This window comes from Streptomyces canarius (assembly GCF_014650735.1).
Lineage (GTDB): Bacteria > Actinomycetota > Actinomycetes > Streptomycetales > Streptomycetaceae > Streptomyces > Streptomyces olivaceoviridis.
This window is the reverse complement of the sequence record NZ_BMVN01000002.1, coordinates 217,245-241,337: the sequence shown is the minus strand read 5'-3', so window position 1 is coordinate 241,337 and position 24,093 is coordinate 217,245. Positions and strand designations below refer to the sequence as shown.

At 73.5% G+C, this 24,093-nt stretch carries 25 protein-coding genes and 2 pseudogenes; 15 read left to right on the top strand and 12 right to left on the bottom strand.

Annotated features, from left to right (window positions below):
* Nucleotides 1–25 precede the first annotated feature (25 nt).
* Entirely contained in the window at nt 26–643 is a 618-nt protein-coding gene (locus IE294_RS03585) for a histidine phosphatase family protein (RefSeq protein WP_189882178.1), read from the top strand.
* Here the strand turns inward: IE294_RS03585 and IE294_RS03580 are convergent.
* On the bottom strand, nt 640–1,092 hold the full coding sequence (locus tag IE294_RS03580) for a DUF6314 family protein (protein ID WP_189882176.1): 453 nt from the start codon (nt 1,090–1,092) through the stop codon (nt 640–642). The two genes, IE294_RS03585 and IE294_RS03580, sit on opposite strands and share 4 nt — an antisense overlap.
* A gap of 120 nt (nt 1,093–1,212) precedes the next feature.
* Between IE294_RS03580 and IE294_RS03575 the strand changes: the two are divergent.
* Nucleotides 1,213–1,564: pseudogene (locus IE294_RS03575) on the top strand (alpha-L-arabinofuranosidase C-terminal domain-containing protein); the annotation flags it as partial.
* 65 nt (nt 1,565–1,629) lie between these two features.
* On the opposite strand, the pseudogene IE294_RS49570 reads toward IE294_RS03575, so the two are convergent.
* A pseudogene (locus IE294_RS49570) lies at nt 1,630–1,866 on the bottom strand (aminotransferase class V-fold PLP-dependent enzyme); the annotation flags it as partial.
* Here IE294_RS49570 and IE294_RS49565 point away from each other — a divergent pair.
* The 11 genes from IE294_RS49565 to IE294_RS03515 all read left to right on the top strand — a co-directional run bounded on the left by IE294_RS49565 (nt 1,801) and on the right by IE294_RS03515 (nt 12,770).
* On the top strand, nt 1,801–2,223 hold the full coding sequence (locus IE294_RS49565; RefSeq protein WP_373315779.1) for a CGNR zinc finger domain-containing protein: 423 nt from the start codon (nt 1,801–1,803) through the stop codon (nt 2,221–2,223). The pseudogene IE294_RS49570 and the gene IE294_RS49565 overlap by 66 nt on opposite strands.
* Before the next feature lie 204 nt (nt 2,224–2,427).
* Complete coding sequence (locus tag IE294_RS03560) at nt 2,428–4,980, top strand: YfhO family protein (RefSeq protein WP_189882174.1); 2,553 nt, start codon at nt 2,428–2,430, stop codon at nt 4,978–4,980.
* 22 nt (nt 4,981–5,002) lie between these two features.
* Nucleotides 5,003–5,953 carry a glycosyltransferase family 2 protein gene (locus tag IE294_RS03555; RefSeq protein WP_189882173.1) on the top strand — a complete coding sequence of 317 codons (951 nt, stop codon included), beginning with the start codon at nt 5,003–5,005 and terminating at the stop codon, nt 5,951–5,953.
* Nucleotides 5,953–6,321 carry a GtrA family protein gene (locus IE294_RS03550; RefSeq protein WP_189882172.1) on the top strand — a complete coding sequence of 123 codons (369 nt, stop codon included), beginning with the start codon at nt 5,953–5,955 and terminating at the stop codon, nt 6,319–6,321. The genes IE294_RS03555 and IE294_RS03550 overlap by 1 nt, the downstream gene beginning before the upstream one ends.
* 46 nt (nt 6,322–6,367) lie before the next feature.
* Nucleotides 6,368–7,396 carry an N-acetyl-gamma-glutamyl-phosphate reductase gene (gene argC, locus IE294_RS03545; protein ID WP_189882170.1) on the top strand — a complete coding sequence of 343 codons (1,029 nt, stop codon included), beginning with the start codon at nt 6,368–6,370 and terminating at the stop codon, nt 7,394–7,396.
* Between the two features lie 88 nt (nt 7,397–7,484).
* Nucleotides 7,485–8,639 (top strand): bifunctional glutamate N-acetyltransferase/amino-acid acetyltransferase ArgJ, encoded by a 1,155-nt coding sequence (gene argJ / locus IE294_RS03540; protein ID WP_189882168.1) that lies wholly within the window; start codon nt 7,485–7,487, stop codon nt 8,637–8,639.
* The gene (gene argB / locus IE294_RS03535; RefSeq protein ID WP_189814832.1) at nt 8,636–9,544 is read left to right on the top strand and encodes an acetylglutamate kinase; all 909 of its coding nucleotides are present in this window, start codon (nt 8,636–8,638) and stop codon (nt 9,542–9,544) included. The genes argJ and argB overlap by 4 nt, the downstream gene beginning before the upstream one ends.
* Complete coding sequence (locus IE294_RS03530) at nt 9,541–10,758, top strand: acetylornithine transaminase (RefSeq protein ID WP_189882166.1); 1,218 nt, start codon at nt 9,541–9,543, stop codon at nt 10,756–10,758. Before argB ends, IE294_RS03530 begins: the two co-directional genes overlap by 4 nt.
* Nucleotides 10,759–10,765: 7 nt before the next feature.
* Nucleotides 10,766–11,311: an arginine repressor gene (locus tag IE294_RS03525; RefSeq protein ID WP_014671617.1), complete on the top strand. Its 546-nt coding sequence runs from the start codon at nt 10,766–10,768 to the stop codon at nt 11,309–11,311.
* A gap of 108 nt (nt 11,312–11,419) precedes the next feature.
* Nucleotides 11,420–12,007 (top strand): RNA polymerase sigma factor, encoded by a 588-nt coding sequence (locus tag IE294_RS03520; RefSeq protein WP_189882164.1) that lies wholly within the window; start codon nt 11,420–11,422, stop codon nt 12,005–12,007.
* The gene (locus IE294_RS03515; protein WP_189882162.1) at nt 11,997–12,770 is read left to right on the top strand and encodes a hypothetical protein; all 774 of its coding nucleotides are present in this window, start codon (nt 11,997–11,999) and stop codon (nt 12,768–12,770) included. The genes IE294_RS03520 and IE294_RS03515 overlap by 11 nt, the downstream gene beginning before the upstream one ends.
* Nucleotides 12,771–12,856: 86 nt before the next feature.
* On the opposite strand, the gene IE294_RS03510 is transcribed toward IE294_RS03515, so the two are convergent.
* The 7 genes from IE294_RS03510 to IE294_RS03480 all read right to left on the bottom strand — a co-directional run bounded on the left by IE294_RS03510 (nt 12,857) and on the right by IE294_RS03480 (nt 19,903).
* Complete coding sequence (locus tag IE294_RS03510) at nt 12,857–14,671, bottom strand: ABC transporter ATP-binding protein (protein ID WP_189882160.1); 1,815 nt, start codon at nt 14,669–14,671, stop codon at nt 12,857–12,859.
* An 85-nt stretch (nt 14,672–14,756) separates the two neighbouring features.
* The gene (locus IE294_RS03505) at nt 14,757–14,930 is read right to left on the bottom strand and encodes a hypothetical protein (protein ID WP_189882158.1); all 174 of its coding nucleotides are present in this window, start codon (nt 14,928–14,930) and stop codon (nt 14,757–14,759) included.
* A 105-nt stretch (nt 14,931–15,035) separates the two neighbouring features.
* Nucleotides 15,036–15,839 carry an FAD:protein FMN transferase gene (locus IE294_RS03500; RefSeq protein ID WP_229917008.1) on the bottom strand — a complete coding sequence of 268 codons (804 nt, stop codon included), beginning with the start codon at nt 15,837–15,839 and terminating at the stop codon, nt 15,036–15,038.
* Nucleotides 15,832–16,605 (bottom strand): FMN-binding protein, encoded by a 774-nt coding sequence (locus IE294_RS03495; RefSeq protein ID WP_189882157.1) that lies wholly within the window; start codon nt 16,603–16,605, stop codon nt 15,832–15,834. Before IE294_RS03495 ends, IE294_RS03500 begins: the two co-directional genes overlap by 8 nt.
* Nucleotides 16,606–16,621: 16 nt before the next feature.
* A complete protein-coding gene (locus IE294_RS03490; RefSeq protein WP_189882155.1) occupies nt 16,622–18,004 on the bottom strand; it encodes a ferredoxin reductase family protein in 1,383 nt (460 codons plus the stop codon).
* Between the two features lie 59 nt (nt 18,005–18,063).
* Entirely contained in the window at nt 18,064–18,516 is a 453-nt protein-coding gene (locus tag IE294_RS03485) for an FMN-binding protein (protein ID WP_189882151.1), read from the bottom strand.
* Between the two features lie 28 nt (nt 18,517–18,544).
* Nucleotides 18,545–19,903 carry a ferredoxin reductase family protein gene (locus IE294_RS03480; protein ID WP_189882149.1) on the bottom strand — a complete coding sequence of 453 codons (1,359 nt, stop codon included), beginning with the start codon at nt 19,901–19,903 and terminating at the stop codon, nt 18,545–18,547.
* A 156-nt stretch (nt 19,904–20,059) separates the two neighbouring features.
* On the opposite strand from IE294_RS03480, the gene IE294_RS03475 reads away from it, so the two are divergent.
* On the top strand, nt 20,060–20,800 hold the full coding sequence (locus IE294_RS03475; RefSeq protein WP_189882147.1) for a response regulator transcription factor: 741 nt from the start codon (nt 20,060–20,062) through the stop codon (nt 20,798–20,800).
* Complete coding sequence (locus IE294_RS03470; protein ID WP_189882145.1) at nt 20,797–22,269, top strand: HAMP domain-containing sensor histidine kinase; 1,473 nt, start codon at nt 20,797–20,799, stop codon at nt 22,267–22,269. The genes IE294_RS03475 and IE294_RS03470 overlap by 4 nt, the downstream gene beginning before the upstream one ends.
* Before the next feature lie 9 nt (nt 22,270–22,278).
* Here IE294_RS03470 and IE294_RS03465 read toward each other — a convergent pair whose 3' ends face one another.
* The 3 genes from IE294_RS03465 to IE294_RS03455 all read right to left on the bottom strand — a co-directional run bounded on the left by IE294_RS03465 (nt 22,279) and on the right by IE294_RS03455 (nt 23,973).
* On the bottom strand, nt 22,279–22,608 hold the full coding sequence (locus IE294_RS03465) for a hypothetical protein (protein ID WP_189882143.1): 330 nt from the start codon (nt 22,606–22,608) through the stop codon (nt 22,279–22,281).
* Nucleotides 22,609–22,677: 69 nt separating this feature from the next.
* Nucleotides 22,678–23,382 (bottom strand): L,D-transpeptidase family protein, encoded by a 705-nt coding sequence (locus IE294_RS03460; protein WP_189882141.1) that lies wholly within the window; start codon nt 23,380–23,382, stop codon nt 22,678–22,680.
* A 3-nt stretch (nt 23,383–23,385) separates the two neighbouring features.
* Nucleotides 23,386–23,973 carry a pyridoxamine 5'-phosphate oxidase family protein gene (locus IE294_RS03455; RefSeq protein WP_189882139.1) on the bottom strand — a complete coding sequence of 196 codons (588 nt, stop codon included), beginning with the start codon at nt 23,971–23,973 and terminating at the stop codon, nt 23,386–23,388.
* Nucleotides 23,974–24,093 lie beyond the last annotated feature (120 nt).

The window sequence follows — 24,093 nt, the reverse complement described above, 5'->3', positions numbered from 1 at the left end:
GCCCGCCTGGGCCCACCATCACCGCATGCCACTGAGGGTGACGTTCGTCGCCGCCGCGCGCGGTGCCGCGCTGCTCGCGGAGCGCTTCGAGGACGACCGGCCGCTGGACCAGGGCGGCTGGGACGAGGTGCAGCGCGTCGCCGGGTGCCTGCTGCCGCTGGCCGCGGCCGAGCTGCGCTACTGCTCGCCGACGCCGCGCAGCCGGGCCACCGGCGCCGCCCTGGGGTACGCCCCGCTGGTCCAGCTCGCGCTGCGGGACTGCGACATGGGCCGCTGGCGGGGGCTGACGCCGGCCGAGGCGATGGCCCGGGAGCCGGAGGCGGTGGACGCCTGGCTCGCCGACCCGCGGTCCACCCCGCACGGCGGCGAGTCGTTGCTGGCGTTCATCTCCCGGGTCGGCGGCTGGCTGGACACCCGGCCGGCGGACGACGGCGGCCGGATCGTCGCGGTGGCCGAGCCGTCCGTGATCCGGGCGGCCCTGGTCTACGCTCTGAAGGCGCCTCCCCCGACCTACTGGAACCTCGACGTCCGCCCGCTGTCCACCACGACGGTCACGGGCCACGCCGGCCGCTGGAACCTCCGCTTCGACGGGGTCCCGGCTCAGGCCCCGCGCGGCAGACGGGACTTAGACGACAGGGCCTAGCGGGTCGCTCCTTCGCGCGCGTAGTCGGTGGTGAGGACGAGGTCCTTCGCCGGTCCGCCGACCCGCCACACCGTGCGCCAGTGGTCGGCGTCCCGGACGGTGAACTCGCCGCGGTAGAGGTCGGCCGCGCAAGGGTGGTCGGCGACGTACCGGCCCGTGGTCAGGTCCAGCTCGTGGAACGGCCGCCCGTCCGCGAACCGCACGTCGGCCCGGCCGGGCCCGGGTCCCGGCAGGAAGCGCAGGGTCCGGCCGGCGGGCCGCGCCACCCCCTGCCAGGTGAAGGTGCCGGACTCCTCGTGCAGCAGCCCACCGCCGTCCAGCGCGGTGAAGACGGTCGTCCCCGTGAAGCGCCCTTCGCCCCCGCCCGCCAGGTCCCGCACGGCACGCTCGACGCGCCAGCGCCCGGCCAGATGGGCCAGTACGTCGGGCACCGGCCAGAACTCACCCATGCCCCGGAGCTTACGCGGCCCCTCGCCGCGCACCATTGACGCGCTCATGCCCCTTTCTTATCGTGCGTTCGAAGTGCTGACCAATGTCTGATATTTCGAACAATGAGCCGCGGAGTATCCATGTCACGCACCGCCCGCTGGAGACTCGGCCTGGGAACGAGGGCTGTCCTGCTCGCCACGGCCGCCCTCCCCGCCCCCGCCCACGCCGAGGACGTCACCGACTACACGGTCACCGTCGACCCCTCCGCCACCGGGCCCACCATCGACAAGACGATGTACGGCGTCTTCTTCGAGGACATCAACCGCGCCGCCGACGGCGGCCTGTACGCCGAACTCGTCCAGAACCGGTCCTTCGAGTACTCCACCGACGACAACAAGGCGTACACCCCGCTCACCGCCTGGACGGTCTCCGGCACCGCGCGGGTCGCGGACGACTCCGGCCGCCTGAACGAGCGCAACCGCTCCTACCTCGAAGGGGGCGACGCCCCGCTCGTCGAGCAGCTGGCCGACGTCGTCCGGGTGGATGCCGCCGACCGTCCAGGAGACGGCCGAGCCGCGGTCGGTGAGGCCGGCGGGACCGACCACCCGGACCCCGGGCACCTCGGCGAGCAGCTCCAGGGCGCGGGCGGTGAGCGCGTCCTCGTGCGCCGCCACCTCGGCCACGCCCAGCCGCTCCAGGTACTCCACCGCCGCCGCGAGCCCCACCGCCTGCGCGTTCATCGGCACACCCGCCTCGAAGCGCTGCGGCGGCGGCAGGAAGGTGGTGCGGTCCACCTCCACGATCTCGATCACGCCACCCTCGCCGCCGCCCCCGCCACCCCGCGGCTGGCCCGGACCGCCGACGGCCCCCGCCGCGCCGACGTCCCCGACTCCGGCAACCCGGCCGCCGCCGCGCTCTCCCAGCTCGCCGAGGACGCCACCGGCCTGCTCACCGGCGCCGACGCGGACCTGCTCACCGAGTGCGCCGCCCAGGGGTGTGCCGGCTGGTTCCTGCGCTCCCACGGCGCCCGCCGCTGGTGCACCACCAGGTGCGGCACCGGGTCCGGTCGGCCCGGGCCTACGCGGCCCGCAAGGCCGGTTCACCCTGAGAACACCTACCGGAAAGCGAATGTTTTCCGGCAGGACGTTTAATTCACTCGGTGTTTCCCGTGCTCGGAAGATGTCGCCTGACTTTCCGGTGACCGGGCAACCATCCGGAATCGCGCCCCGTCTAAGTCGGCGAATCAATGGGGCACACATTCCGTGAGGACCGCCGAAAATGCACCGCAATACCCCGCCCGGCGAAAGCGGCACAGCGCACGGGAACGCGCAGCGACACCCGGACGGGAACAGGGTGTGAAAGCGATCCCCCGGCCGCGGCAGGCCGCCGCCCTGCTCGCCGCCGCCGTCACGGTCACCGCCTTCTGCGCCGGTGACGTGCTGGCGCGCAGCTATCCCTTCGGCCCCCGCACCCGCAGCGTCAACGACCTCGGCAACCAGTACGTGCCCTTCCACGCCCACCTGTGGGACCTGCTGCACGGCAGGGGCCACGGCGGCCTCCTCGTCAACTGGCAGTCCGGCTACGGCGCGAGCTTCCTGCCCGACCTCGGCACCTACCTCAGCAGCCCCTACGCCCTGCTCGTGGCCCTCTTCCCGCGCGACGAGATCGACCTCGCCGTCTACGCCGTCACCCTCCTGAAGACCGCCTCCGCCGCGGCGGCCATGGCCTGGCTGCTGCTCACCCTGCGGCCCGGCCGCTGGTGGGCGGCGGGCCTGCTCGGCGCCTCGTACGCGCTGTGCGGCTGGAGCACGGCCGACGCCTCCTACAACCCGATGTGGCTCGACGGCCTGATCGCCCTGCCGCTGCTGTGCCTGGTCGGCGAGTGGGCGCTCACCGGACGCCGGCGCCTGGCCGGCGTCCTGCTCGTGGCCCTCGCCTGGACCGCCAACTTCTACACCGCCTACATGGCCACCCTCGGCGCCGCCCTCGTCCTGCTGCTGCGCCTGCTGCTCGCCCGACCGCCGCGCCGGCAGGCGCTCGCCACGGCCGGCCGCGCCGTCCTCACCACCGCCCTCGGCATGGGCCTCGCCGCCCCGCTCGTGACGGTCGTCTACTTCGGCACGAAGCACGCCTACCCCGGCCGCGTACGCCGGTTCGCCCCCGTGCCCACCGAGGACGTGGCCGCCCGGCTGCTGCCCGCGACCTACGGCTTCGGCTCCCCGGCCCTCTACGTCGGCATCACCGCCCTGCTCCTCGCCCTCGCCCTGCCCTTCCACCGCGCGGTCCCGGTCCCGGTGCGCGCCGGCTGGACGGCGCTGGCGCTCCTGGTGGCCCTCTCCCTCCAGTGGGGCCCCACCCATCTGCTGTGGCACGCCTTCGCCACCCCGCAGGGCAGCGCCTACCGGCAGGCGTTCGTGCTGTGCGGCCTGCTGGTCGTCGCCGCCTGGCACGCCGTGGCGTACGGCCTGCCCGACCGGCGCGCCCTCGGTGCCGCGACCGCCCTGCTCGTGCTGGTCGTGGCCGTCGCGAGCCGCAGCACGCTGGTCCGGCCGTACACCTGGCCGGTGCTGCTGCTCGCCCTCGCGGGCGCCGTAGGCGGCCTGGTCCTGCTGGGCCGCGCCGGACACCGCACCCGGCTCGCCGGACTGGCCGTCGTCCTGCTCCTCTGCGTCCAGGTGGGCGAGACGGCCGCCACCTCGGCCGTGGCCACCCGGCTGCGCCTCGGGCACCTGGACGACTACGAGCCCTGGGGCGAGCGGCAGGAGACGCAGGCGGCGGCGATCGCCGGGGCCGACGACTGGCCGCGCTACCGCACCGACCCCGGCCGCGAGCAGACCGTCGGCAACGACCCGCTGCTGGTGGGCGGCGAGGGCGCCCAGTACTACAGCAGCCTGACCTCGGACGTCCTCAGCCGCACCCTCACCGCCCTCGGCGACGGCTGGACCTCGCGCGGCCGCAACGTCCAGAGCCTGGACAACGCCGTCACGGACGTCGTCTTCTCCGTCGGCGCCCGGGTGCACTCCCCGCCCGACCCGCACCACAAGCACCTGTCCCCGTACGCCGCCCCGGTGACCGTCACCCGCCGGGACGTACCGCCCCTGGTCACCGTCCGGGCGGCGCCCGACAGGACACCGTTCGGACCGTCGCCGTACCGCAACCAGGAACTGCTGCTCGGCAGCCGCGTCTACACCGTGTCCCGCGTCACCGTGCACGACGACGACGGGCGGGCGCTCCCGTCCCGCCGGGTCGGCACCGGGAACGCCCTGGCCCGGCCGACGATCACCGCCCGGTGCCCGGCCGGCACCCAGGTCCACCTGTGGGCCCCGGACTTCTCCGGCACCGCGCGGCTCGCCGGCGCCGGGGAGCCCGCCCGGTTCCGGTTCCAGTTCCCGCGCACCCGCGCCGCCATGGAGCCGCTCGGCACCGCCCCCGCCTCGGGGGCGGTGCGGATCGAGCTGCGGCCGGACCGGCCCGGCCGCATCCCGGCCGACGCCGTCGGCTGCCTGGACACGGCCCGGCTGGCCGGCGCCGCCGCCCGCCTGAAGGCGACCGGAGCCACCGAGGTGACCGTCTCCGGCGCCACGCTACGGGCCCGGCTGCGTCCCGGCAGCAAGGGCATCGCGGTCGTCGCGGCCCCCCGGATCGCCGGCTGGCGCTGCGCCACCGGTGACGGACCCGAGCGCCCCGCCGATGCCTTCCACGGCCTGATCGCCGTGCCCCTCGACGGCACCTCCACCAGCCTGACCTGCACCTTCCACCCACCCGGCCTGCGGCTGGGCACGACCGTGGGCGCCGCCTCGCTGCTGACGCTCGTCCTGCTCACCGCCGTCACCGCCGTCCGCCGCCGGCGCGCCCCGGCGCCGCCCACGACCACACCACCGCGCGAGCGCGTGACCAGCGCTCTCTGACCGCGCCCAGGGGGGACCCCGCATGCTGATATCGATCGTCGCGCCCTGCTTCAACGAGGAGGACGTCCTCGCCCGCTTCCACGAGGAGGTCCAGAAGGTCGCCGAGGAACTGCTGCCCCTCGGCCACGACATGGAGTTCGTGTACGTCGACGACGGCAGCCGGGACCGCACGCTCGCGGTCCTCAAGGAGCTGGCGGACCTCGACGCCCGGGTGCGCTACGTCTCCTTCAGCCGCAACTTCGGCAAGGAGGCGGCCCTGCTCGCCGGTCTGCGGCACGCCTCGGGCGACGCGGTGATCGTCATGGACGCCGACCTCCAGCACCCCCCGGCGCTGATCAAGCGCATGGTCGAGCTGCGCGAACAGGGCCACGACCAGGTCATCGCCAAGCGCACCCGCACCGGCGACCGGTTCACCCGGACCCTCACCGCCCGGCTGTACTACCGGCTCGTCAACCGCCTGGTCGACGTCGAACTCGTCGACGGCGTGGGGGACTTCAGGCTGCTGTCGCGCCGGGTGGTGGACGCGGTGCTGGCGCTCACCGAGTCCAACCGGTTCTCCAAGGGCCTGTTCGCCTGGGTGGGCTTCCCGAGCACCACCTTCGAGTACCAGAACGCCGCGCGTGAGGCCGGCCGCAGCTCGTGGAACCTGCGCGGCCTGCTCAACTACGGCCTCGACGGGCTGCTGTCCTTCAACAACCGCCCGCTGCGCGCCGCGCTCTGGCTGGGTGTGGGCCTGCTGCTGTGCGCGGGCCTCTACACCGCCTGGATCGTGGGCGCCGCGCTCGTCAACGGTGTTCAGACCCCCGGCTATGTGACCATCATCACCGCCGTCACCGCCCTCGCGGGCGTCCAGATGGTCATGCTGGGAGTCATCGGGGAGTACACCGGCCGCATCTACTACGAGGTGAAGGGGCGCCCGCACTTCCTGGTGAAGGCGACCAACGTGGAACGGACGAAAGATCTCATCCCCTGATGCGGCAGATTCTGACCTTCGCGGCGGTCGGCGTCGTGAACACGGCGACCTACTACTGTCTTTACCTGGTGTTCCTGACCGCCCTTCCTTATCTGGCCGCGCACACCCTGGCATTTCTGCTCAGCATGATCGGGTCGTTTTTCCTGAACGCGCGCTTCACCTACCGCACGCGGCCCACCTGGCGGAAATTCCTGCTGTTCCCGCTGACGAACGTGACCAATTTCCTGATCACCACGGCGGGCGTCTACGTGATCGTGGACCTCCTGCACGCCGGCAGCCGCTTCGCCCCGCTGCTCGCCTCCGCCGCGGCGATCCCGGTCACCTTCGTGGTCTCCCGCTGGGTGATGCTGCCCCGATCGATTGCATAAACGTGCAGCGATACGTATAGTCATGCCATCCAGGAGGAGGATGGACATGGCGGTACGTGCGGCGGTGGCCGGAGCGAGCGGATACGCGGGCGGAGAGGTCCTGCGCCTGCTCCTCGCGCACCCCGGGGTCGAGATCGGTGCCCTGACCGGAAACTCCAACGCCGGACAGCGGCTCGGCGCGCTCCAGCCGCATCTGCTGCCGCTGGCCGACCGCGTGCTGGCCGAGACCACCCCCGAGGCCCTCGCCGGGCACGACGTGGTCTTCCTCGCGCTGCCGCACGGGCAGTCCGCCGCCGTCGCCGAGCAGCTCGGCCCCGAGGTCCTCGTGATCGACATGGGCGCCGACTTCCGGCTCGAGGACCCGGCCGACTGGGAGAGGTTCTACGGCTCCCCGCACGCCGGCACCTGGCCCTACGGCCTCCCCGAACTTCCGGGTGCCCGCGCCCGGCTCACGGGGTCCAAGCGCATCGCGGTGCCCGGTTGCTACCCGACCGCCGTCTCCCTCGCCCTGTACCCGGCCTACGCGGCCGGACTCGCCGAGCCCGAGGCGGTGATCGTCGCCGCGTCCGGCACCTCCGGCGCGGGCAAGGCCCCCAAGCCGCACCTGCTCGGCAGCGAGGTCATGGGCTCCATGTCGCCGTACGGCGTCGGCGGCGGCCACCGGCACACCCCCGAGATGATCCAGAACCTCAGCGGGGTGGCCGGGGACACCGTGAAGGTCTCCTTCACACCGACCCTCGCGCCGATGCCGCGCGGGATCCTCGCCACGTGCAGCGCGTCCGCCGTCGAGGGGGTCACCGCCGACGCGGTGCGCGCCGCCTACGAGAAGGCATACGCCGACGAGCCCTTCGTCCACCTGCTCCCCGAGGGCCAGTGGCCCGCGACGGCGTCCGTCCACGGTTCCAACGCCGTTCAGGTGCAGGTCGCGTACGACGCCACCGTGGGCCGCATCATCGCGATCAGCGCCATCGACAACCTGACCAAGGGCACCGCGGGCGGTGCCGTCCAGAGCATGAACATCGCCCTCGGTCTCGACGAGACCACGGGTCTTTCCACGATCGGAGTCGCACCGTGAGCGACGCGCGTGCAGCCGCCGGGCCGCAGACGACGACGATGGCCGCACCGCTGCGCTGCACGGGCGGAGAAGCGAACAAGGAGATGCAGTGAGCGTCACGGCAGCCAAGGGATTCACGGCGGCGGGGATCGCCGCCGGGATCAAGGAGAGCGGCAACCCCGACCTCGCCCTCGTGGTCAACAACGGGCCCCGCCGTGCCGCCGCGGGCGTCTTCACCTCCAACCGTGTGAAGGCCGCGCCGGTGCTCTGGTCCGAGCAGGTCCTCAAGGGCGGCCAGGTCTCGGCGGTCGTCCTCAACTCCGGCGGCGCCAACGCCTGTACCGGCCCCCAGGGCTTCCAGGACACCCACGCCACCGCCGAGAAGGCCGCCGAGGTGCTCGGCCGGGGTGCCATCGAGGTCGCCGTCTGCTCCACCGGCCTGATCGGCGTGCTGCTCCCCATGGACAAGGTCCTGAGGGGCGTGGAGACGGCCGCCGCCTCCCTGAGCGAGCACGGCGGCGAGAAGGCCGCCATCGCCATCAAGACCACCGACACCGTCCACAAGACGTCCGTCGTCAGCGGTGCGGGCGGCTGGACCGTCGGCGGCATGGCCAAGGGCGCCGGCATGCTCGCGCCCGGCCTCGCCACCATGCTCGTCGTCCTCACCACCGACGCCGACCTCGACGACGAGACCCTGGACAAGGCCCTGCGCGCCGCGACCAAGGTCACCTTCGACCGCGTCGACTCCGACGGCTGCATGTCCACCAACGACACCGTCCTGCTGCTCGCCTCCGGCGCCTCCGGCGTCACCCCGGAGTACGAGGAGTTCGCCGAGGCCGTACGGCAGGTCTGCGCCGACCTCGGCCGGCAGCTCATCGGCGACGCCGAGGGCGCCAGCAAGGACATCAAGGTCGAGGTGATCAACGCGGCGAGCGAGGAGGACGCCGTCGAGGTGGGCCGCTCCATCGCCCGCAACAACCTCCTCAAGTGCGCGATCCACGGCGAGGACCCCAACTGGGGCCGCGTGCTCTCCGCGATCGGCACCACCCGGGCCGCCTTCGAGCCGGACCAGCTCAACGTCGCCATCAACGGCGTCTGGGTCTGCAAGAACGGCAGCGTCGGCGAGGACCGCGACCTGGTCGACATGCGCTACCGCGAGGTCCACATCGTGGCCGACCTCGCCGCCGGCGCCGAGACCGCGACCATCTGGACCAACGACCTGACCGCCGACTACGTCCACGAGAACAGCGCCTACTCCTCATGACCACGACGCGGAAACACACGGCACTGCCGAAAGCCCAGATCCTCATCGAGGCGCTGCCCTGGCTGACCCGGCACCACGGCAAGGTCGTCGTCATCAAGTTCGGCGGCAACGCCATGGTGAACGAGGAACTGAAGGCCGCCTTCGCCCAGGACGTCGTCTTCCTCAGGCACGCCGGCCTCAAACCGGTCGTCGTGCACGGCGGCGGCCCGCAGATCAGCGCCGCCCTCGACCGGCACGGCATCGTCAGCGAGTTCAAGGCGGGCCTGCGCGTCACCACCGAGGACGCCATGGACGTCGTACGGATGGTGCTGGCCGGGCAGGTGCAGCGCGAGCTGGTCGGCCTGCTCAACCAGCACGGCCCGTTCGCCGTCGGCCTGACCGGCGAGGACGCGCACACCATCACCGCCACCAAGCACACCCCCGAGATCGACGGCGAGCGGGTCGACATCGGCCGGGTCGGCGAGATCACGGCCCTCGACACGGGCGCCATCGAGGCGCTGCTCGCCGACGGCCGCATCCCGGTCGTCTCCTCGATCGCCCGCTCCCAGGACGACGGACATGTCTACAACGTCAATGCTGATACGGCGGCTGCGGCACTCGCTGCGGCACTGGGCGCCGAGACCCTCATGGTCCTCACCGACGTCGAGGGCCTCTACGAGGACTGGCCGAACTCCGACGAGGTGATCAGCCGGCTCACCGCTTCCCAGCTGGAGAAGCTGCTGCCGGAGCTGAGCTCCGGCATGGTGCCGAAGATGGAGGGCTGCCTGCACGCCGTGCGCAACGGCGTGACGACCGCCCGCGTCATCGACGGCCGGGTCCAGCACTCGATCCTGCTGGAGATCTTCACCGACGAGGGCATCGGCACCATGGTCGTGCCCGACGAGCTTGAGGGGGACGCGCAGTGACGGGCCACCAGGGCAACCAGGAGCTGACCGAGCGCTGGCAGGGCGCGCTCATGAACAACTACGGCACCCCGAGGCTGCCCCTCGTCCGCGGCGAGGGCACCAAGGTGTGGGACGCCGAGGGCCGGGAGTACCTCGACTTCGTCGGCGGCATCGCCACCAACGCGCTGGGCCACGCCCACCCCGCGATCGTCGAGGCCGTCACCCGGCAGATCGGCTCCCTCGGCCACATCTCCAACTTCTTCATGGCCGAGCCCACCGTCGCCCTCGCCGAACGGCTCCTGACGCTGTTCGGGCGGGAGGGCCGGGTCTTCTTCTGCAACTCCGGCGCCGAGGCCAACGAGGCCGCCTTCAAGATCGGCCGGCTCACCGGGCGCACCCACATGGTCGCCACCGACGGCGGCTTCCACGGCCGCACGATGGGCGCCCTCGCGCTCACCGGCCAGCCCGCCAAGCAGGACCCGTTCCGACCGCTGCCCGGCGAGGTCACCCACGTCCCCTACGGCGACGCCCAGGCGCTGGCCGCCGCGGTCACCGAGGACACCGCCCTGGTGGTCATCGAGCCGATCCAGGGCGAGAACGGCGTGGTCGTGCCCCCGGCCGGCTACCTCAAGGCGGCCCGCGCGATCACCGCCGCCACGGGTGCGCTGCTCGTCCTGGACGAGGTGCAGACCGGCATCGGGCGGACCGGCACCTGGTTCGAGTACCAGGCGCACGAAGGCGTACTGCCCGACGTCGTCACCCTCGCCAAGCAGCTCGGCGGCGGCCTGCCGCTCGGCGCGACCGTGGCCTTCGGCCGGGCCGCCGAACTGCTCCGGCCCGGCCAGCACGGGACCACCTTCGGCGGCAACCCCGTCGCCTGCGCCGCCGGACTCGCCGTGCTCGACACCATCGAGGGCGAGGGCCTGCTCGACCACGTCAAGCGGCAGAGCGAGAGGCTGCGGGACGGCGTCGAGGCCCTGAACCACCCGTTGGTCGATCATGTCCGGGGTGCGGGCCTGCTCCTGGGTATCGTGCTGACCGGGCCGCGCGCACCGCAGGTGCAGCAGGCGGCCCAGGAGGCCGGGTTCCTGGTGAACGCGCCCGCCCCCGACGTCGTACGGCTCATGCCGCCGCTGAACCTCCGCGACGACGAGGCGGGTGCGCTGCTCCGGGCGCTGCCCGGCATCCTCGACGCGGCGAACCCCGTCGACGGGGACGGACGATCCGGAGAATGAGACGACGATGAGCGAGGCGCAGGACTATGAGGCGGGCAACGGTGCCGGGCCCGCCGTGCCGCAGACCCGCACCGCACGGCACCGCCGGATCGTGGACATCCTCAACCGGCAGCCGGTGCGGTCGCAGAGCCAGCTGGCGAAGCTGCTCGCCGACGACGGGCTGAGCGTCACGCAGGCGACGCTCAGCCGGGACCTCGACGAGCTGAACGCGGTGAAGATCCGCAACACCGACGGCGACCTGATCTACGCGGTGCCGAGCGAGGGCGGCTTCCGCACCCCGCGGGCTCCGCTCGGGGAGTCGGCCAAGGAGGAACGGATGCGGCGGCTCTCCCAGGAGCTGCTGATCTCCGCGGAGGCCTCGGCGAACCTGGTGGTCCTGCGGACTCCTCCGGGGGCCGCGCAGTTCCTCGCCTCCGCCATCGACCAGGCGGAGCTGCACGACATCCTGGGGACGATCGCCGGTGACGACACGTTGCTGCTGATCAGCCGGGACCCCAGCGGGGGGCAGGCCCTGGCGGACCATCTGCTGCGGCTGGCGCAGAACGGGCACTGACCGCGTGCGGGTCCCGGCCGGCCGACGCAGAATGGGCATGTGATCTTCCGCGGCGAGCGGCCAGCGGGACGGGCAATCCCCTGGCGGCCGTCGAACGTATACAGGGGTGTGTCGGGATATCGGTTCCCCGTCGGCCGCCTCCCGGACGAGGCTCTGCTGTCCGGGCTGGCCGCCGGTGATCCGGAGCTGGCCGTGATCTTCGTCCGGAGGTTCCAGCACCGGGTCTTCGGTGTGGCCATGGCCGTCACCAGGGACCAGCAGCTCGCCGAGGACGTCGCCCAGCAGACCTTCGAGCGCGCGTGGCGCCATGCGCAGATCTACGATTCGCGTCGCGGCTCGGTCATGACCTGGCTGACGACCATCGCGCACAACCTGGCCGTCGACACGGTCCGGGCCCGGCGGACGGAGCCGCTGGCACCCGAGGACCTCGAAGACCTGCTGGACGCCGTCACCGAGACCCCCGAGCGGTGGGCGCTGGCCGACGAGGCCTCCGCCCAGGTCCGGTCCGCCCTGGCACGGCTGCCACGGGAACAGGGCAGGGCGCTGATGATGGCCGGCATCTACGGCATGACGGCCCAGCAGATCGCCGACGCGGAGCGGATCCCGCTGGGTACCGCCAAGACGCGGATCAGAACGGCGATGGCACGGCTGCGCACCACCGTCGCCTCTCCGGAACGGGGCGACCATGTCCAGTGAAGCGAACTGCGAGAAGCTGCGGCAGATCGGTGCCGAGCTGGCGCTGGGCGTGCTGCCCGGCCGGGAGCGCGCCGAGGCGGTCGCCCATCTGGACCGGTGCGCGGACTGCCGGGAGTACGTCCGGCAACTCACCCTGGTCGGCGACCGGCTGGCCGGCCTGCTGCCGGACCGCGAGCCGCCGCCCGGCTTCGAGACCCGCGTGGCGCGCGGCCTCGCCCAGCCGGCGACGGCACCCGGGGGGCAGCGGCCGGCGGGCGTCTTCCGTCGCTCGCGCCGAGGCCTGCGCCACGGCGCCCGGCGGCCCCGGGTACGGCTCGCCGCGGTCGGTGCCGCCCTCACCGTCGCCGTCGGATTCGCCGGCTGGGCGGTCGGCACCGCCGTAGAGGAGGTCACCGCCTCGCCGCCGTCCGCCGTCGAGTCCGAGCCGGTGCTCGTCGGGGACATGACCCCGGCCGAGCACGGCGGGCAGCCCGTCGGCGAGCTCTACGCCCACCCCGGCACCCCCGGCTGGATCTTCGTGTCCGTCGCCCTCACCCGCCCCGGCACCCGGTACACCGGAACGGCCACCTGTTTCCTGGAGCGCGCCGACGGCACCAGCGTCCGCGTCGGCGACTTCCCCCTGCGCGACGGCCACGGCAACTGGGGCGTGGCGGTCCCCGTCGACCTCACCCGGTACTCCGGTGCCCGTCTGACGTCGCCCGACGGCACCGTCCTCGCCACCGCGCAGCTGCGGAAGGGTCAGGTCGTCACCCCGGAGACGTGAACCGCCCCGCTCAGCCGCCGCGGGGCGGGACGGGCAGCGGCGCCGGTCGGGGGACAGGGGCGGGGCGTTCGCCCCGGTGGTGACGGTCATGACCGCGCCGCTCCGGTGTGCAGCCGGTGCAGCCGGGCGTACGTGCCGTCGTGCGTGAGCAGGTCGTCGTGGGTGCCGTGCTCGATGATCCGCCCGTGGTCGAGCACCAGGATGCGCGTGGCGTCGCGGACGGTCAGCAGGTTGTGGGAGACGACGACGGTCGTGCGCCCGGCCATGAGCCGGCGCAGCGGGTCCATGATCCGCCGGCCGGAGCGCACGTCGAGCCCGGCCGTCGGTTCGTCCAGCAGCAGGACGGGCGCGTCCCGGATCATCGCGCGGGCGATGGCCAGGCGCTGGCACTGTCCGCCGGAGAGGGTCCGGCCGCGCTGGCCGACCAGTGTGTCGTACCCCTCCGGGAGCAGCTCGATGAACGCGTGCGCGTCCGCCGCCCGCGCCGCCTCGACGATGTCCGCGTCCGTGGCGCCCGGCCGCCCGTAGGCGATGTTGTCCCGCACGGTGCCGTGGAAGACGAGCGTCTCCTGGAGCACCACCGCCACGCTGTCCCGGACGTCGGACAGGCTGAGCCGGCGCAGATCGGTTCCGTCGAGGCGGACCGCGCCCCGGTCGGGGTCGTAGAAGCGCAGCTGGAGCTTGGCGATCGTGGACTTGCCCGCCCCGCTGGCCCCGACCAGCGCCAGCGTCTCCCCGGGCGCCACGTGGAAGGACACGTCCGACAACGCCCAGGAGGAGCCGCCCGGATAGCGGAACCACACCCCGTCGAACGCCACGTCCCCCCGGGCGCGGCCGGTCCGGCGGGCGTCCGGGGCCTCGGTCACCTGGGGCCGCTGGTCCAGCAGCTCGATGATCCGTTCCGCCGAGGCGGAGGCCGCGTAGAAGGTGGTGCCGAGGCGGGACAGGCCGCGGACCGGGCCGTACAGCTTGCCGATCAGCGCGAGGAAGACCAGCAGTCCGCCGAGCGTGAGCTGCCCCTGGGCCAGCTTCCAGGTGCCCAGGCCCAGCACCGCGAGGCCGCCGGCGACCTCGATGACCTCCACGACGGGCCCGTACACGGCACGGATCCGCGCCGAGGCCATCGCCGCCCGGAACCGGCCCAGGTTCTCCCGCTCGAACCGGCGCTCCTCCCAGCCCTGCCGGTTGTACGCCTGCACCAGGACGACATTGCCCAGCGACTCCTCGGCGATCGCGCTGAGCGAGCCGCTGCGGCGCCTGCGCTCCCGCGACGCCTCCTTCAGCAGCCGTGAGAAGTGCCGGGCGACGCCCCAGAACAGGGGCACGATGACCAGGGCGAACACGGTCAGGTCCCAGCGCAGGTAGACCAGCAGGCCGAGGAAGACGGCGAGGCGGACGACGTAGTAGAGGGCGTCCGCCACGCCCGAGAGCAGGAACGTCTCCACCGCGTCGACGTCGCCCGTGACCCGGGACAGCACGTCCCCGAGCCTGCGGCGCTCGAAGAAGCCGAGCGAGAGCCCCTGGACGTGCCGGAACACGTCCGAGCGCAGGGCGAGCAGGAAGCGCTCGCCGACCCAGGTGGACGTCACGTCGTCGGCGAAGCCGAGGATGCCGGAGCACAGGACCAGGCCCAGGTAGGCCGGCGCGATCCACAGGAAGGGGCGCAGGTCCCGGGGGACGAGCACATCGTCCACCAGGATCTTGAAGAGCCACAGCTCCGCGGCGTCGACGGCGGGACCGGTCAGGCTGAACAGGACGACCGGCACGAGCCAGCGCCGGCCGCCGCGGGTGTACGGCCAGAACCGGCGGAACACCTCGCGCGGGGGCACCGGGGGCGCTGCCGCCACCACGGCATCGGAGGTCTCGCCCGCCGGGAGCAGCCGCCGCAGGACATGCGCCATGGCACGCGTTCCTCGTTGCGTTCCCCGGGCATCGGCCGAGCGGACCGGGTCCTCGGACCGCCGGTCCGCTCAGCTTCGTACGTGATCAGTAGTCGTCGTGGTCGTGGCGGTCGTCGTGGTCGTGGCGGTTGCCGTGGTCGTGGCGGTCGTCGTGGTCGTGGCGGTCGTCGTGGTCGTGGCCGTGACCATGTCCGTGCCGCGAGCCGTCGTCCCTGTCGCGGTCCCGCATCGCGGGCAGCAGGCTGCTGAAGATGGCCATGTCGTTTCCTCCTGGAACTTGTCCCACAGGGGATACGTCCGAGGGCGGGAGACGGATGGCGTCGCGGAGGAAAAACTTCGGGAGGTGGACCGGGATCCGGCGCGCTCAGCCCAGCCGTGCCGCCAGCCCCGCGGTGCACCGCACCTCGTCGCCGGCGGTGATCAGCAGGGCCTCCACGTCCGGCAGGGACTCCAGCCAGGCCAGCCCCGCCCGCGACCCCCTCGCGAACGCGGCCGTGGCCCAGCAGTCGACGAACGTCAGACGCGGCCCCACCACCGTGACCGCCACCAGGTCCGTCACCGCGGACCGACCGGTGCGCGGATCCACGATGTGCGCCCCCCGCTCCGCCGTACCGGAGGTCGCCACCGCCAGCTCGTCCGTGCCCGCCGCCGAGACCACCGCCGCCAGCCCGCCGGGCCGGAGCGGATCGGAGACCCCCACCCGCCAGGCACGCTGCGGCTCCGGCGCGCCCAGCAACTGCACGTCGCCGCCCCCGTTGACGCTCACCCCCCGCACCCCGGCCGCCGCCGCCAGCACCCGCGCCGCCCGCTCGGCCGCCCAGCCCTTGACGATGCCGGTGGGGTCCAGCGAGCCCCGGTAGCGCGTGCTGAACCACCCCTCGCTCACCCGCTCCGCCTCGGCCGCCAGGTCCAGCACCTCGGCCACCTCGGGAGCGCACCGCGAGACGTCCAGCTCACCCCGGGCCAGCCGCGACACCTCGCTGTCCTCGCGGTAGGTGCTGAAGAGCGCGTCCGCCCGGTGCAGCCCGGCGACGGCCTCGGCGAGCGCCGCCCGCACCGCGTCCGGTTCCCCGCCGCGGACGTCGAAGGAGAAGACCGTCCCCATGACCTCCTCCGCGTGACGCACCGCGGCGGGTGCCTTCGCCGGCTCGGCCACCGTGTCAGCCACCGGCCTGGTCCAGAGCCGACTGGAGGGACTGCCGGTAGCCGGTGCTGGTGTAGGTGGCTCCCGAGACGGCGTCGATGTCCGCGGTTCCCGCCGCCACGGCCTCCTGGTTGAGCTTCGGGACGGCGAGCTGGGTCTTCTGGTCGCTCAGGCCCCCCTTCGGCGCCTGGACCGCCTCCGCCTTGGTGATCCTGCCGTCGGCGACCGTGATCCGCACCTGGACCGGCCCGTACGGGGTCCGCACGGCCTTCCCGGTGACGGTCCGCGCCCGCGCCGCGCCGGAGGAACCCGAGGCTCCGGACGGGGCCTGCTCCCTCTTGTCCAGCGCGGACTGCAACGACTTGCGGTAGCCCTCGCTGGTGTAGGTCGCCCCGGAGACGGCGTCGACGTCCGCGCTCTGTGCCGTCACCGCCTCCTGGTTGAGCTTCGGGACGGCGAGCTGGGTCTTCTGGTCGCTCAGGCCCCCCTTGGGTGCCTGCACCGCCTCCGCCTTCGTGATCCTGCCGTTGCCGACGGTCAGCCGTACCTGCACGGCCCCGTACGGGGTCCGCACCGCGTCACCGGTCACCGTGCCGGAGCCGGCCGGGGCCGCGCCCCGCGGCCCGCCCGGCGGCGACTCCTGCCCGGCCGCCGTCGCCTGCGGGGCCGCGCCCGCCGCCGACGCGGCGGCCGGATCCGACGCCGGCTTCAGCGACAGCAGCAGCACGACACCGGACACGGTCGCGGCGGTGGCCAGCACGACCCGCCGCACGGGGTGGCTCTTCCTCATCGCTTCGCAGCTCCGCTCACATCTCGAACGACTCGTGGTGGATACGGCGGGCGGGCACCCCCGCCTCGCGCAGTGCCTCGTACACCGACTGCGCGAAGCCGGGCGGACCGCACATGAAGACATCGTGCCGGTCGATGTCCGGGATCTTCCGCCGGAGGTTCTCCGCGGAGATGTCCGGCCGCTCGCCCTCCGGGCTGTTCACCGCGTACATCAGCCGGGCACCCCGCTCCTCGGCGATGGCCGCCAGCTCGTCCCACAGCGCCAGGTCCTGGGTGGTGTTCGCCCGGTACAGGAGCGTGATGTCACCGGCGGCACCGGGCAGCGTCTCGAACAGCGCCCGCATCGGCGTGATGCCCACCCCGCCCGCGACCAGCAGCACCTTGCCCCGGCTGCGGCGCTGCGCGGTGAGCGCGCCGTACGGGCCCTCCGCCCACACCTTCGTCCCGGGCGCCAGCTCGCGCAGCCGGGCGCTGTGGTCGCCGATCGCCTTCACGGTGATCCGCAGCATGCCGGGGCGCGGGGCGGCCGAGAGGGAGTACGGGTGCGAGCTGAACCGCATCCCGGGGGCGAGGAACCGCCAGCGGAAGAACTGGCCCGCCTCCGCGCCCATCCGGTGCAGCCTGCGCCCGCCGATCAGCACCGACACGATGCCTGGCGTCTCCTCGATCACCGCCTCCACGTACATGCGGTGCCGGAGGTTCAGCCGGATCGGGGTGAGGAGCCGGTACCAGACCACCAGCGCGGTGACCGCGCCGTACAGGCCGTACCAGAACGTCCTGGCGGCGGGCTCCACCGCGAAGTCGTTGCCGGTGGTGATCTGGTGCCAGAACGTCAGGAACACCGCCGCGTAGGTCAGCAGGTGGACGTGGTACCAGGTGTCGTACGGCAGCCGGCGGCGGACCGGGCCGGTCGACGTCAGCCCGATGACCACGAACAGGCCCGTGCCTACGGCCGCCTTGCCCATGTCCGGCAGCTGGCCGACGGAATCGACGGTCTGCTGGACGAGGTCGCCGAGGGACCTGCCGGCCTGGCGCGCGTACCCCCACATGACGAGGAAGACGTGGGCGACGACCAGGCACAGCGTGTACCGGCCGCTCATCGCGTGCCAGCGGGCCACCCGGTCGGAACCGACGCGCCGTTCCAGCGCCGGGACGCGCGCCATCTGGAGCACGACCAGCGCCATGAGGTAGCCGGCCAGCAGACCGGTGATCCGGCCCGCGCCCAGGATGCGGCCGGTGCCGTCGGCGATGGTCGGGGTGTCGTGCCACCAGAGCCACAGCACGGCCGCCGCGCCCGCCCAGACGGCGAGCAGCAGCGGTACGGCCGGGGAGCGGCGCGGGCGGATGCGGCGCATCGTCTGTCGGCGGGCGGCACGTCCGCCTGCGAGCGTGGTGGTCACGGTTCCTCCGTGGGGACTTGGCCCTTGGCCCACAGATACGTGTCGCACGGCGGGGGTGTTCAGAGCCCCGCCGAGTCCAGCGCGGACTGGAGCGACTGCCGGTAACCGTCACTGGTGTACGTGGCTCCCGACACCGTGTCGATCTGCGCGCTCTGCGCCGCCAGCGCCTCGCGCCGCAGCTGGGGCAGGGCGTAGCTGTTGATCTCCTGGTCGCGGGGGTTGTCCTGCGGGTAGCTGACGGCCGTGACGTCGGTGAGCCTGCCGTCCGCCACGGTGACGCGCACCTGGACCGGGCCCCAGCGGGTCTGCACGGTGTCCCCGGTGGCGGTCCTGGTCCCGGAGGCGGAGCCGGGCGCGGAACTGCTCGACGCGGCCGGGGACTTGGTGCTCGCCGTCGCCAGGGTGGGCGCCGTGTGCGGCTTCAGCGCCAGCAGCAGCACCATCCCGGAGACGGTCGCGGCACTCGCCAGCACGATCCGGCGCAGGGGGCGGTTGTTGTTCAACGCGTGCATGTCTGGCCCTTCTCCGTCTCTCTCCGGCTCACAGCTCGAACGACTCGTGGTGGACGCGGCGGTCCGCCACCCCGGCCGCCCGCAGCGCCCGGTACACGTCCTGGGCGAAGCCGTGCGGCCCGCACAGGAAGACGTCGTAGTCGCGGGCGAGGCCGGGGAAGGTGGCGCGCAACGACTCCGCCGTCAGGGGCGGGCGCTCCCCGCCCGGACCGTTGAGCGCGTACAGCACCCGCCCGCCGCGCCAGCGGGCGATCGACTCCAGCTCGCCGCCCAGCGCCAGGTCCTCGGCCGAGCGCGCCCGGTACAGCAGCGTGACCTCGCCGGGCAGCGTCTCGAACAGCGCCCGCAGCGGGGTGACGCCGACCCCGGCCGCGATCAGCAGGGTGTGCCGGCCGGCGGCCCGGTCGGCGGTCAGGGCGCCGTACGGGCCCTCCGCCCACACCCGGGTGCCGGGGCGCAGCAGGGACACGGCCGCGCTGTGGTCGCCGAGCGCCTTGACCGTGATGCGCAGCAGGTCCGGGCGCGGCGGCGCCGACAGGGAGTACGGCGTCGACGTCCGGCGCATGCCCTCGGCGAGGAACCGCCAGCGGAAGAACTCGCCCGGCCGCACCCCCAGCTCGTCCAGGCGCCGCCCCCGCACCACGACCGAGTACACGCCCGGGGCCTCCCGGTGGACGGAGTCCACCCGCAGCCGGTGGCGCAGGTTGAGCCGTACCGGGGCGAGGATCCGGAACCACAGCACCAGGGCCGCCACGCCCAGGTACAGCGCGTACCAGGCGGCGGTCGCGACGGGTTCGCCGTTGAACTCGTCGCCGAGGGCGAGCTGGTGCCCGAAGGCGAGGAAGACGGCGGCGTACGTCAGCAGGTGGACGTAGTACCAGAACTCGTGGCTCGTCCGGCGGCGCGCGGCCCGCGCCGAGGTGACGCCGACCGCGAGGAGGATCACCGTGCCGGCGGTGGCCTTCAGCATCTCCGGGTAGTCGAGGACGACGGTCACCGCCTCGTGCCAGAGGGAGGCCCGGTCCTGGGCGGCGTACCCGGCGAGGATCAGCACGACGTGCGCGAGCAGCAGGCAGACGGTGTACCGGCCGGCCAGCGCGTGCCAGCGCGCCACCCGGTCCGAGCCGATGTTCCGCTCCAGCAGCGGCACCCGCGCCATCAGCCCGACCAGCACCGCGCAGGCGTACCCGCACAGCAGTCCGGCGATGCGCCCGGCCCCGGTCAGCCACCCGGCCGCCCCGACCACGGACCCGGTGTCCGCCCACCAGAGCGCGAGTACGGCCGCCGCCCCCGCCCACAGCAGGGCCAGCACGGGCCCGGCGGGGGAGCGCCGTGCGGTCACGGGCAGCGGCGGAGCCGGGGCCCGCCGTGTATCCACGGTGGTCATCTGATGTCGCCGTCCTTTCGTCCGTCGGCCAGGCCACTGTGCGGGGCGAAGCTCTGAAACAGCTCTGAGCGGGGCCCACCCGGGCGGACTCACAGGAAACTCAGAGGCGGCCGGGTTCGCCCTCGGCATCGCGGACCGGCGATGCTGGGAGGCGCGATGAAGACCACCCGCTCCGGCCGCCCCGCCCTCACCCGCCCCGACGGCACCCCGCTGCGCGTCCTCGTCGTCGACGACGACCCCGACCTCGCGGAGGTGCTCACCGGGGCCCTGCGCTACGAGCGCTGGGAGGTGCGCGCGGCCGGCGACGGCGCCGCCGCCCTCGCCGCCGCCCGCGAGCTGATGCCCGACGCCGTCGTCCTGGACGTGATGCTCCCGGACACCGACGGCTTCGCGGTGCTGCGCCGCCTGCACGAGGTGAAGCCCGATGTGTGCGTGCTCTTCCTGACGGCGCGGGACGCGGTCGAGGACCGTATCGCCGGGATCACCGCGGGCGGCGACGACTACGTCACCAAGCCCTTCAGCCTGGAGGAGGTCGTCGCCCGGCTGCGCGGCCTGCTGCGCCGGGCCGGCATGGCCCGCACGCAGGAGGAGGGCCCGCGCCTGGTCGTCGGGGACCTGGTGATGGACGAGGACGCCCGCGAGGTGACCCGGGCCGGTGAGCTGGTCGACCTCTCGCCGACCGAGTTCGAACTCCTGCGCTTCCTCATGCGCAACCCGCGCCGTGTGCTCAGCAAGGCGCAGATCCTCGACCGGGTCTGGTCCTACGACTTCGGCGGCCGGGCCCATGTCGTCGAGCTGTACATCTCCTACCTGCGCAAGAAGGTCGACGCGGGCCGCGAACCCATGATCCACACCGTGCGCGGCGCCGGCTACGTCCTGAAGCCGGTGACCAGGTGACCGCGCCGCGTCGCCGTACGCTGCGTCCCCGCACCCTCCGGGCCCGGCTCACCGTCGGGCTGGTGACGCTGCTGGCGGTGAGCTGCGCGGCCGTCGGCCTGGCCGCGGTCGTGGAACTGGACGGCTTCCTCACCCAGCGCCTGGACGAACAGCTCGCCCAGGTCGGCACCCGCTTCCCGGAGAGCCTGGAGCACGAGGGCCGACTGCCCGATGACCACGACGGCGACGAACACGCCGACACCCGCCGCACGGCCACCGGCACCTTCGGCGCCCGCCTGCTGAACGGCAGGGTCACCCACAAGGGGCTCATCCGCTCCGGCGACCCCGCCGCCGACCTGGACGTGGACTTGACCGCGCGGGACGCCGCCCGGCTGGCCCGGGTGCCGGCCGACGGCAGGCCCCACACCGTCGGCCTGTCCGCCCTGCACGACTACCGGGTCGTCGCCTCCCCGGGCCGGGACGGGGACGTGCTGCTCGTCGGCCTCCCCCTGGAGCCGGTCGAGGCCACGGTCCACCGGCTGGAACTGGTGGCCGGCGTCGTCTTCGGCCTCGCCCTGGTCGTCACGGGCGTGGCCGGAGCCTGCTGGGTCCGCTGGTCGCTCCGGCCGCTCAGCCGGGTCGCCGCCACCGCCACCCGGGTCAGCGAGCTCCCGCTGGCCAGCGGCGAGGTCGCGCTGCCGCCACGGGCCCCGGACGCCGACCCGCACGGCGAGGTCGGCCAGGTGGCCACGGCCTTCAACCGCATGCTGGGCCACGTGGAGGACGCGCTCAGCAAGCGGCACGCCGTGGAGGAGCGGCTACGGCGCTTCGCCGCCGACGCCAGCCACGAACTGCGCACCCCGGTCGCCTCGATCCGCGGCCACGCCGAACTGGCCCTCCTGCACCCGGTCCCGGTGCCATCGGAGGTGACCCGCGCCCTGGACCGCATCACGGCCGAGTCCGCGCGCATGGGCGAGATGGTCGACGACCTGCTCCTGCTCGCCCGCCTGGACGCGGGCCGCCCGCTGGAACGCCGGCCGGTGGACCTGACCCGCCTGGTCCTGGACGCGGTCACGGACGCCCGCGCCGCGGGCCCCGCCCACCGCTGGACCCTGGACCTGCCGGAGGAACCGGTGACGGTGCCGGGCGACGCCCACCGCCTCCACCAGGCGCTCGCCAACCTGCTGGCCAACGCGCGCCTGCACACACCCGCCGGCACGAAGGTGACGGTCACCCTGGGGGCCGGTGCCGCACAGGCCGCCCTCTCGGTCCACGACGACGGCCCCGGCGTCCCCGAGGACATCCGGCCCACCGTCTTCGAACGCTTCACCCGGGCGGAACACCGCCGCCGGCCCGATGCCTCCGGCGGGGGAGCGGGCCTGGGCCTGTCGATCGTGGCGGCGGTGGCGGAGGCGCACGGGGGGAGCGTGGAGCTGGAGAGCCGACCGGGCGCGACGACGTTCACGGTGCGCTTGCCGGCGACGCCCTGACGGGGCCTGTCACAGTGCCGGCCTGAAGGGCCCGGCGTACAGCGCCGGCCGCTCCCGCACCCGGTCCTCGCTCCCGCCGACCGCGTACCCGGAAGCGGTGGGGGAGGAGGCCGGCAGCCGCTGGTCCGCACCGACCGGATCCTCCGGCGGGACGAACCGGTGGCCGGCGTCCGGCGTGCTGCCCACGCCGATCAGCAGGGCCATGCGTGGGGTGGTCCGGTCGTCCTGCCCCTCGTCAGCGTGCCGCACCGCACGCGCGGGCAGCGCGAGCCGCTCATGGCCGCCGTCCCGCTCGATTCTCAGGACGGCCCCGCTCCTGGAAGGCGGGCCCGTCAGCACCAGGGGGACCGTGACGGCACCCCCCGCCGACAGAGCGGTGGCGCAACGGAGTCCGGGCGCGGGGACGCTTCAGTAGCGGCCGACCGCCGTCGCCCCCTTCTCCGTGCCGATCGCGATGTGCGGCCTTGCCGCCGGGTCGGTCCAGGTGAGGATCCGGCGCATGGCGTCCTTCGGCACCGAGACACAACCGGCCGTCGCCCCGTGGCCGTTGACGTGCAGGAAGATCCCGGCTCCGCGTCCCCGCACGGGCCGGTCGTAGTTGAAGGCGATGACGAGGCCGTACGCGTACTGGGTGCCGTAGTCGATCAGGTGCTCGGACTGGGCGGCGCGGCAGTCGGCGGGGAGCGGGTCGACCCAGCGGTTGTAGGAGCGGGAGTCGTTGTCCTGGCACCACCAGGAACTCTTCCGGACCGGGCGGTACGCGACGTGTGTGCCGGCCGGCGCGGCCTTGGTCCCGAAGCCGAAGGGGAGGCCGTACAGCCCGGTCGGTGTCGTGTTCGTGCCCTGCCGGCGGGTGGCGCCGTCGACCAGCCCGCCCGCCCCGAACCGGGCCGGTGCGGAGCCGGCCCGTACCCACTGGCCGTCCCGCAGGTCCCACCAGCTGACCGTGCCCGTCGTGGCCCCCGTGTCCGGGGCCTGGGCGACGATCAGCTGGTGGCCGCCGCCCGTGTCCGCCATTCTCGCGGGCAGCGGCACCGGGCCGCGGCCGGGCGCGGCGCCGAGCAGGGCGAGGGCGGAGGCGGAGACGAGGGCGAGGACCACACCGGGGCGCATGGCTCAGACGGTAGAGGGCGGCAGCGGCAACGGCAGCCCGGGCAGGCCGTCCAGGCTAGTGGCGATGTGCTCCTTCTTCTCGAAGTACGCGCTCAGCGAGACGTCGTCCTCGCGGGCGAAGCGCTTGCCGTGCAGGTCGCGGTCCTCCTCGTACGCCATGTGGGGGACGGCGTATCCGCAGCTGTCCCGGATCAGTTCGGCGTGTACCACGATGACCGCGCGCAGCCCGTGGAGGCTCGGGTCGATGTCCGGGAAGCGGGCGAGCAGTTCCGGGAAGCGCGGGTCGTCACGGAAGACGGGCTCGCCCCGGCCGTGCACGCGCACGATGTTCGGCGGGCCCTGGAAGGCGCACCACATCAGCGTGATCCGCCCGTTCTCCCTGAGGTGCGCGATGGTCTCGGCGCTGGACCCGGCGAAGTCGAGGTAGGCCACGGTGAGTTCGTCGAGCAGGGTGAAGGAGCCCTTGAGGCCCTTGGGGGAGAGGTTGACCGTGCCGTCGCCGGAGAGCGGGGCGGTCGCGGTGAAGAAGAGGGGCTGCTCCTCGATGAACGTGCGCAGCCTGCCGTCTATGCGCTCATAGGTCTTTCCCATGTCTGACGAGTATCGCCGCGACTTCTTCGGCTGTCTGAGTAATTGCCCGGCCTGGGTAGGGGAGTTCACCGTGGCCGCCCCGGCCGGCGCTTCCCGCGGGGCGGCCACGGCTGCCTGTCA

Excerpts from the sequence above, each read along its gene's own strand:
- IE294_RS03585 (WP_189882178.1), top strand. The coding sequence starts at position 26 with ATGCCACTGAGGGTGACGTTCGTCGCCGCCGCGCGCGGTGCCGCGCTG.
- IE294_RS03580 (WP_189882176.1), bottom strand. The coding sequence starts at position 1,092 with ATGGGTGAGTTCTGGCCGGTGCCCGACGTACTGGCCCATCTGGCCGGG.
- IE294_RS03555 (WP_189882173.1), top strand. The coding sequence starts at position 5,003 with ATGCTGATATCGATCGTCGCGCCCTGCTTCAACGAGGAGGACGTCCTC.
- IE294_RS03550 (WP_189882172.1), top strand. The coding sequence starts at position 5,953 with ATGCGGCAGATTCTGACCTTCGCGGCGGTCGGCGTCGTGAACACGGCG.
- argC (WP_189882170.1), top strand. The coding sequence starts at position 6,368 with ATGGCGGTACGTGCGGCGGTGGCCGGAGCGAGCGGATACGCGGGCGGA.
- argB (WP_189814832.1), top strand. The coding sequence starts at position 8,636 with ATGACCACGACGCGGAAACACACGGCACTGCCGAAAGCCCAGATCCTC.
- IE294_RS03525 (WP_014671617.1), top strand. The coding sequence starts at position 10,766 with ATGAGCGAGGCGCAGGACTATGAGGCGGGCAACGGTGCCGGGCCCGCC.
- IE294_RS03515 (WP_189882162.1), top strand. The coding sequence starts at position 11,997 with ATGTCCAGTGAAGCGAACTGCGAGAAGCTGCGGCAGATCGGTGCCGAG.
- IE294_RS03510 (WP_189882160.1), bottom strand. The coding sequence starts at position 14,671 with ATGGCGCATGTCCTGCGGCGGCTGCTCCCGGCGGGCGAGACCTCCGAT.
- IE294_RS03505 (WP_189882158.1), bottom strand. The coding sequence starts at position 14,930 with ATGGCCATCTTCAGCAGCCTGCTGCCCGCGATGCGGGACCGCGACAGG.
- IE294_RS03495 (WP_189882157.1), bottom strand. The coding sequence starts at position 16,605 with ATGAGGAAGAGCCACCCCGTGCGGCGGGTCGTGCTGGCCACCGCCGCG.
- IE294_RS03485 (WP_189882151.1), bottom strand. The coding sequence starts at position 18,516 with ATGCACGCGTTGAACAACAACCGCCCCCTGCGCCGGATCGTGCTGGCG.
- IE294_RS03480 (WP_189882149.1), bottom strand. The coding sequence starts at position 19,903 with ATGACCACCGTGGATACACGGCGGGCCCCGGCTCCGCCGCTGCCCGTG.
- IE294_RS03475 (WP_189882147.1), top strand. The coding sequence starts at position 20,060 with ATGAAGACCACCCGCTCCGGCCGCCCCGCCCTCACCCGCCCCGACGGC.
- IE294_RS03460 (WP_189882141.1), bottom strand. The coding sequence starts at position 23,382 with ATGCGCCCCGGTGTGGTCCTCGCCCTCGTCTCCGCCTCCGCCCTCGCC.
- IE294_RS03455 (WP_189882139.1), bottom strand. The coding sequence starts at position 23,973 with ATGGGAAAGACCTATGAGCGCATAGACGGCAGGCTGCGCACGTTCATC.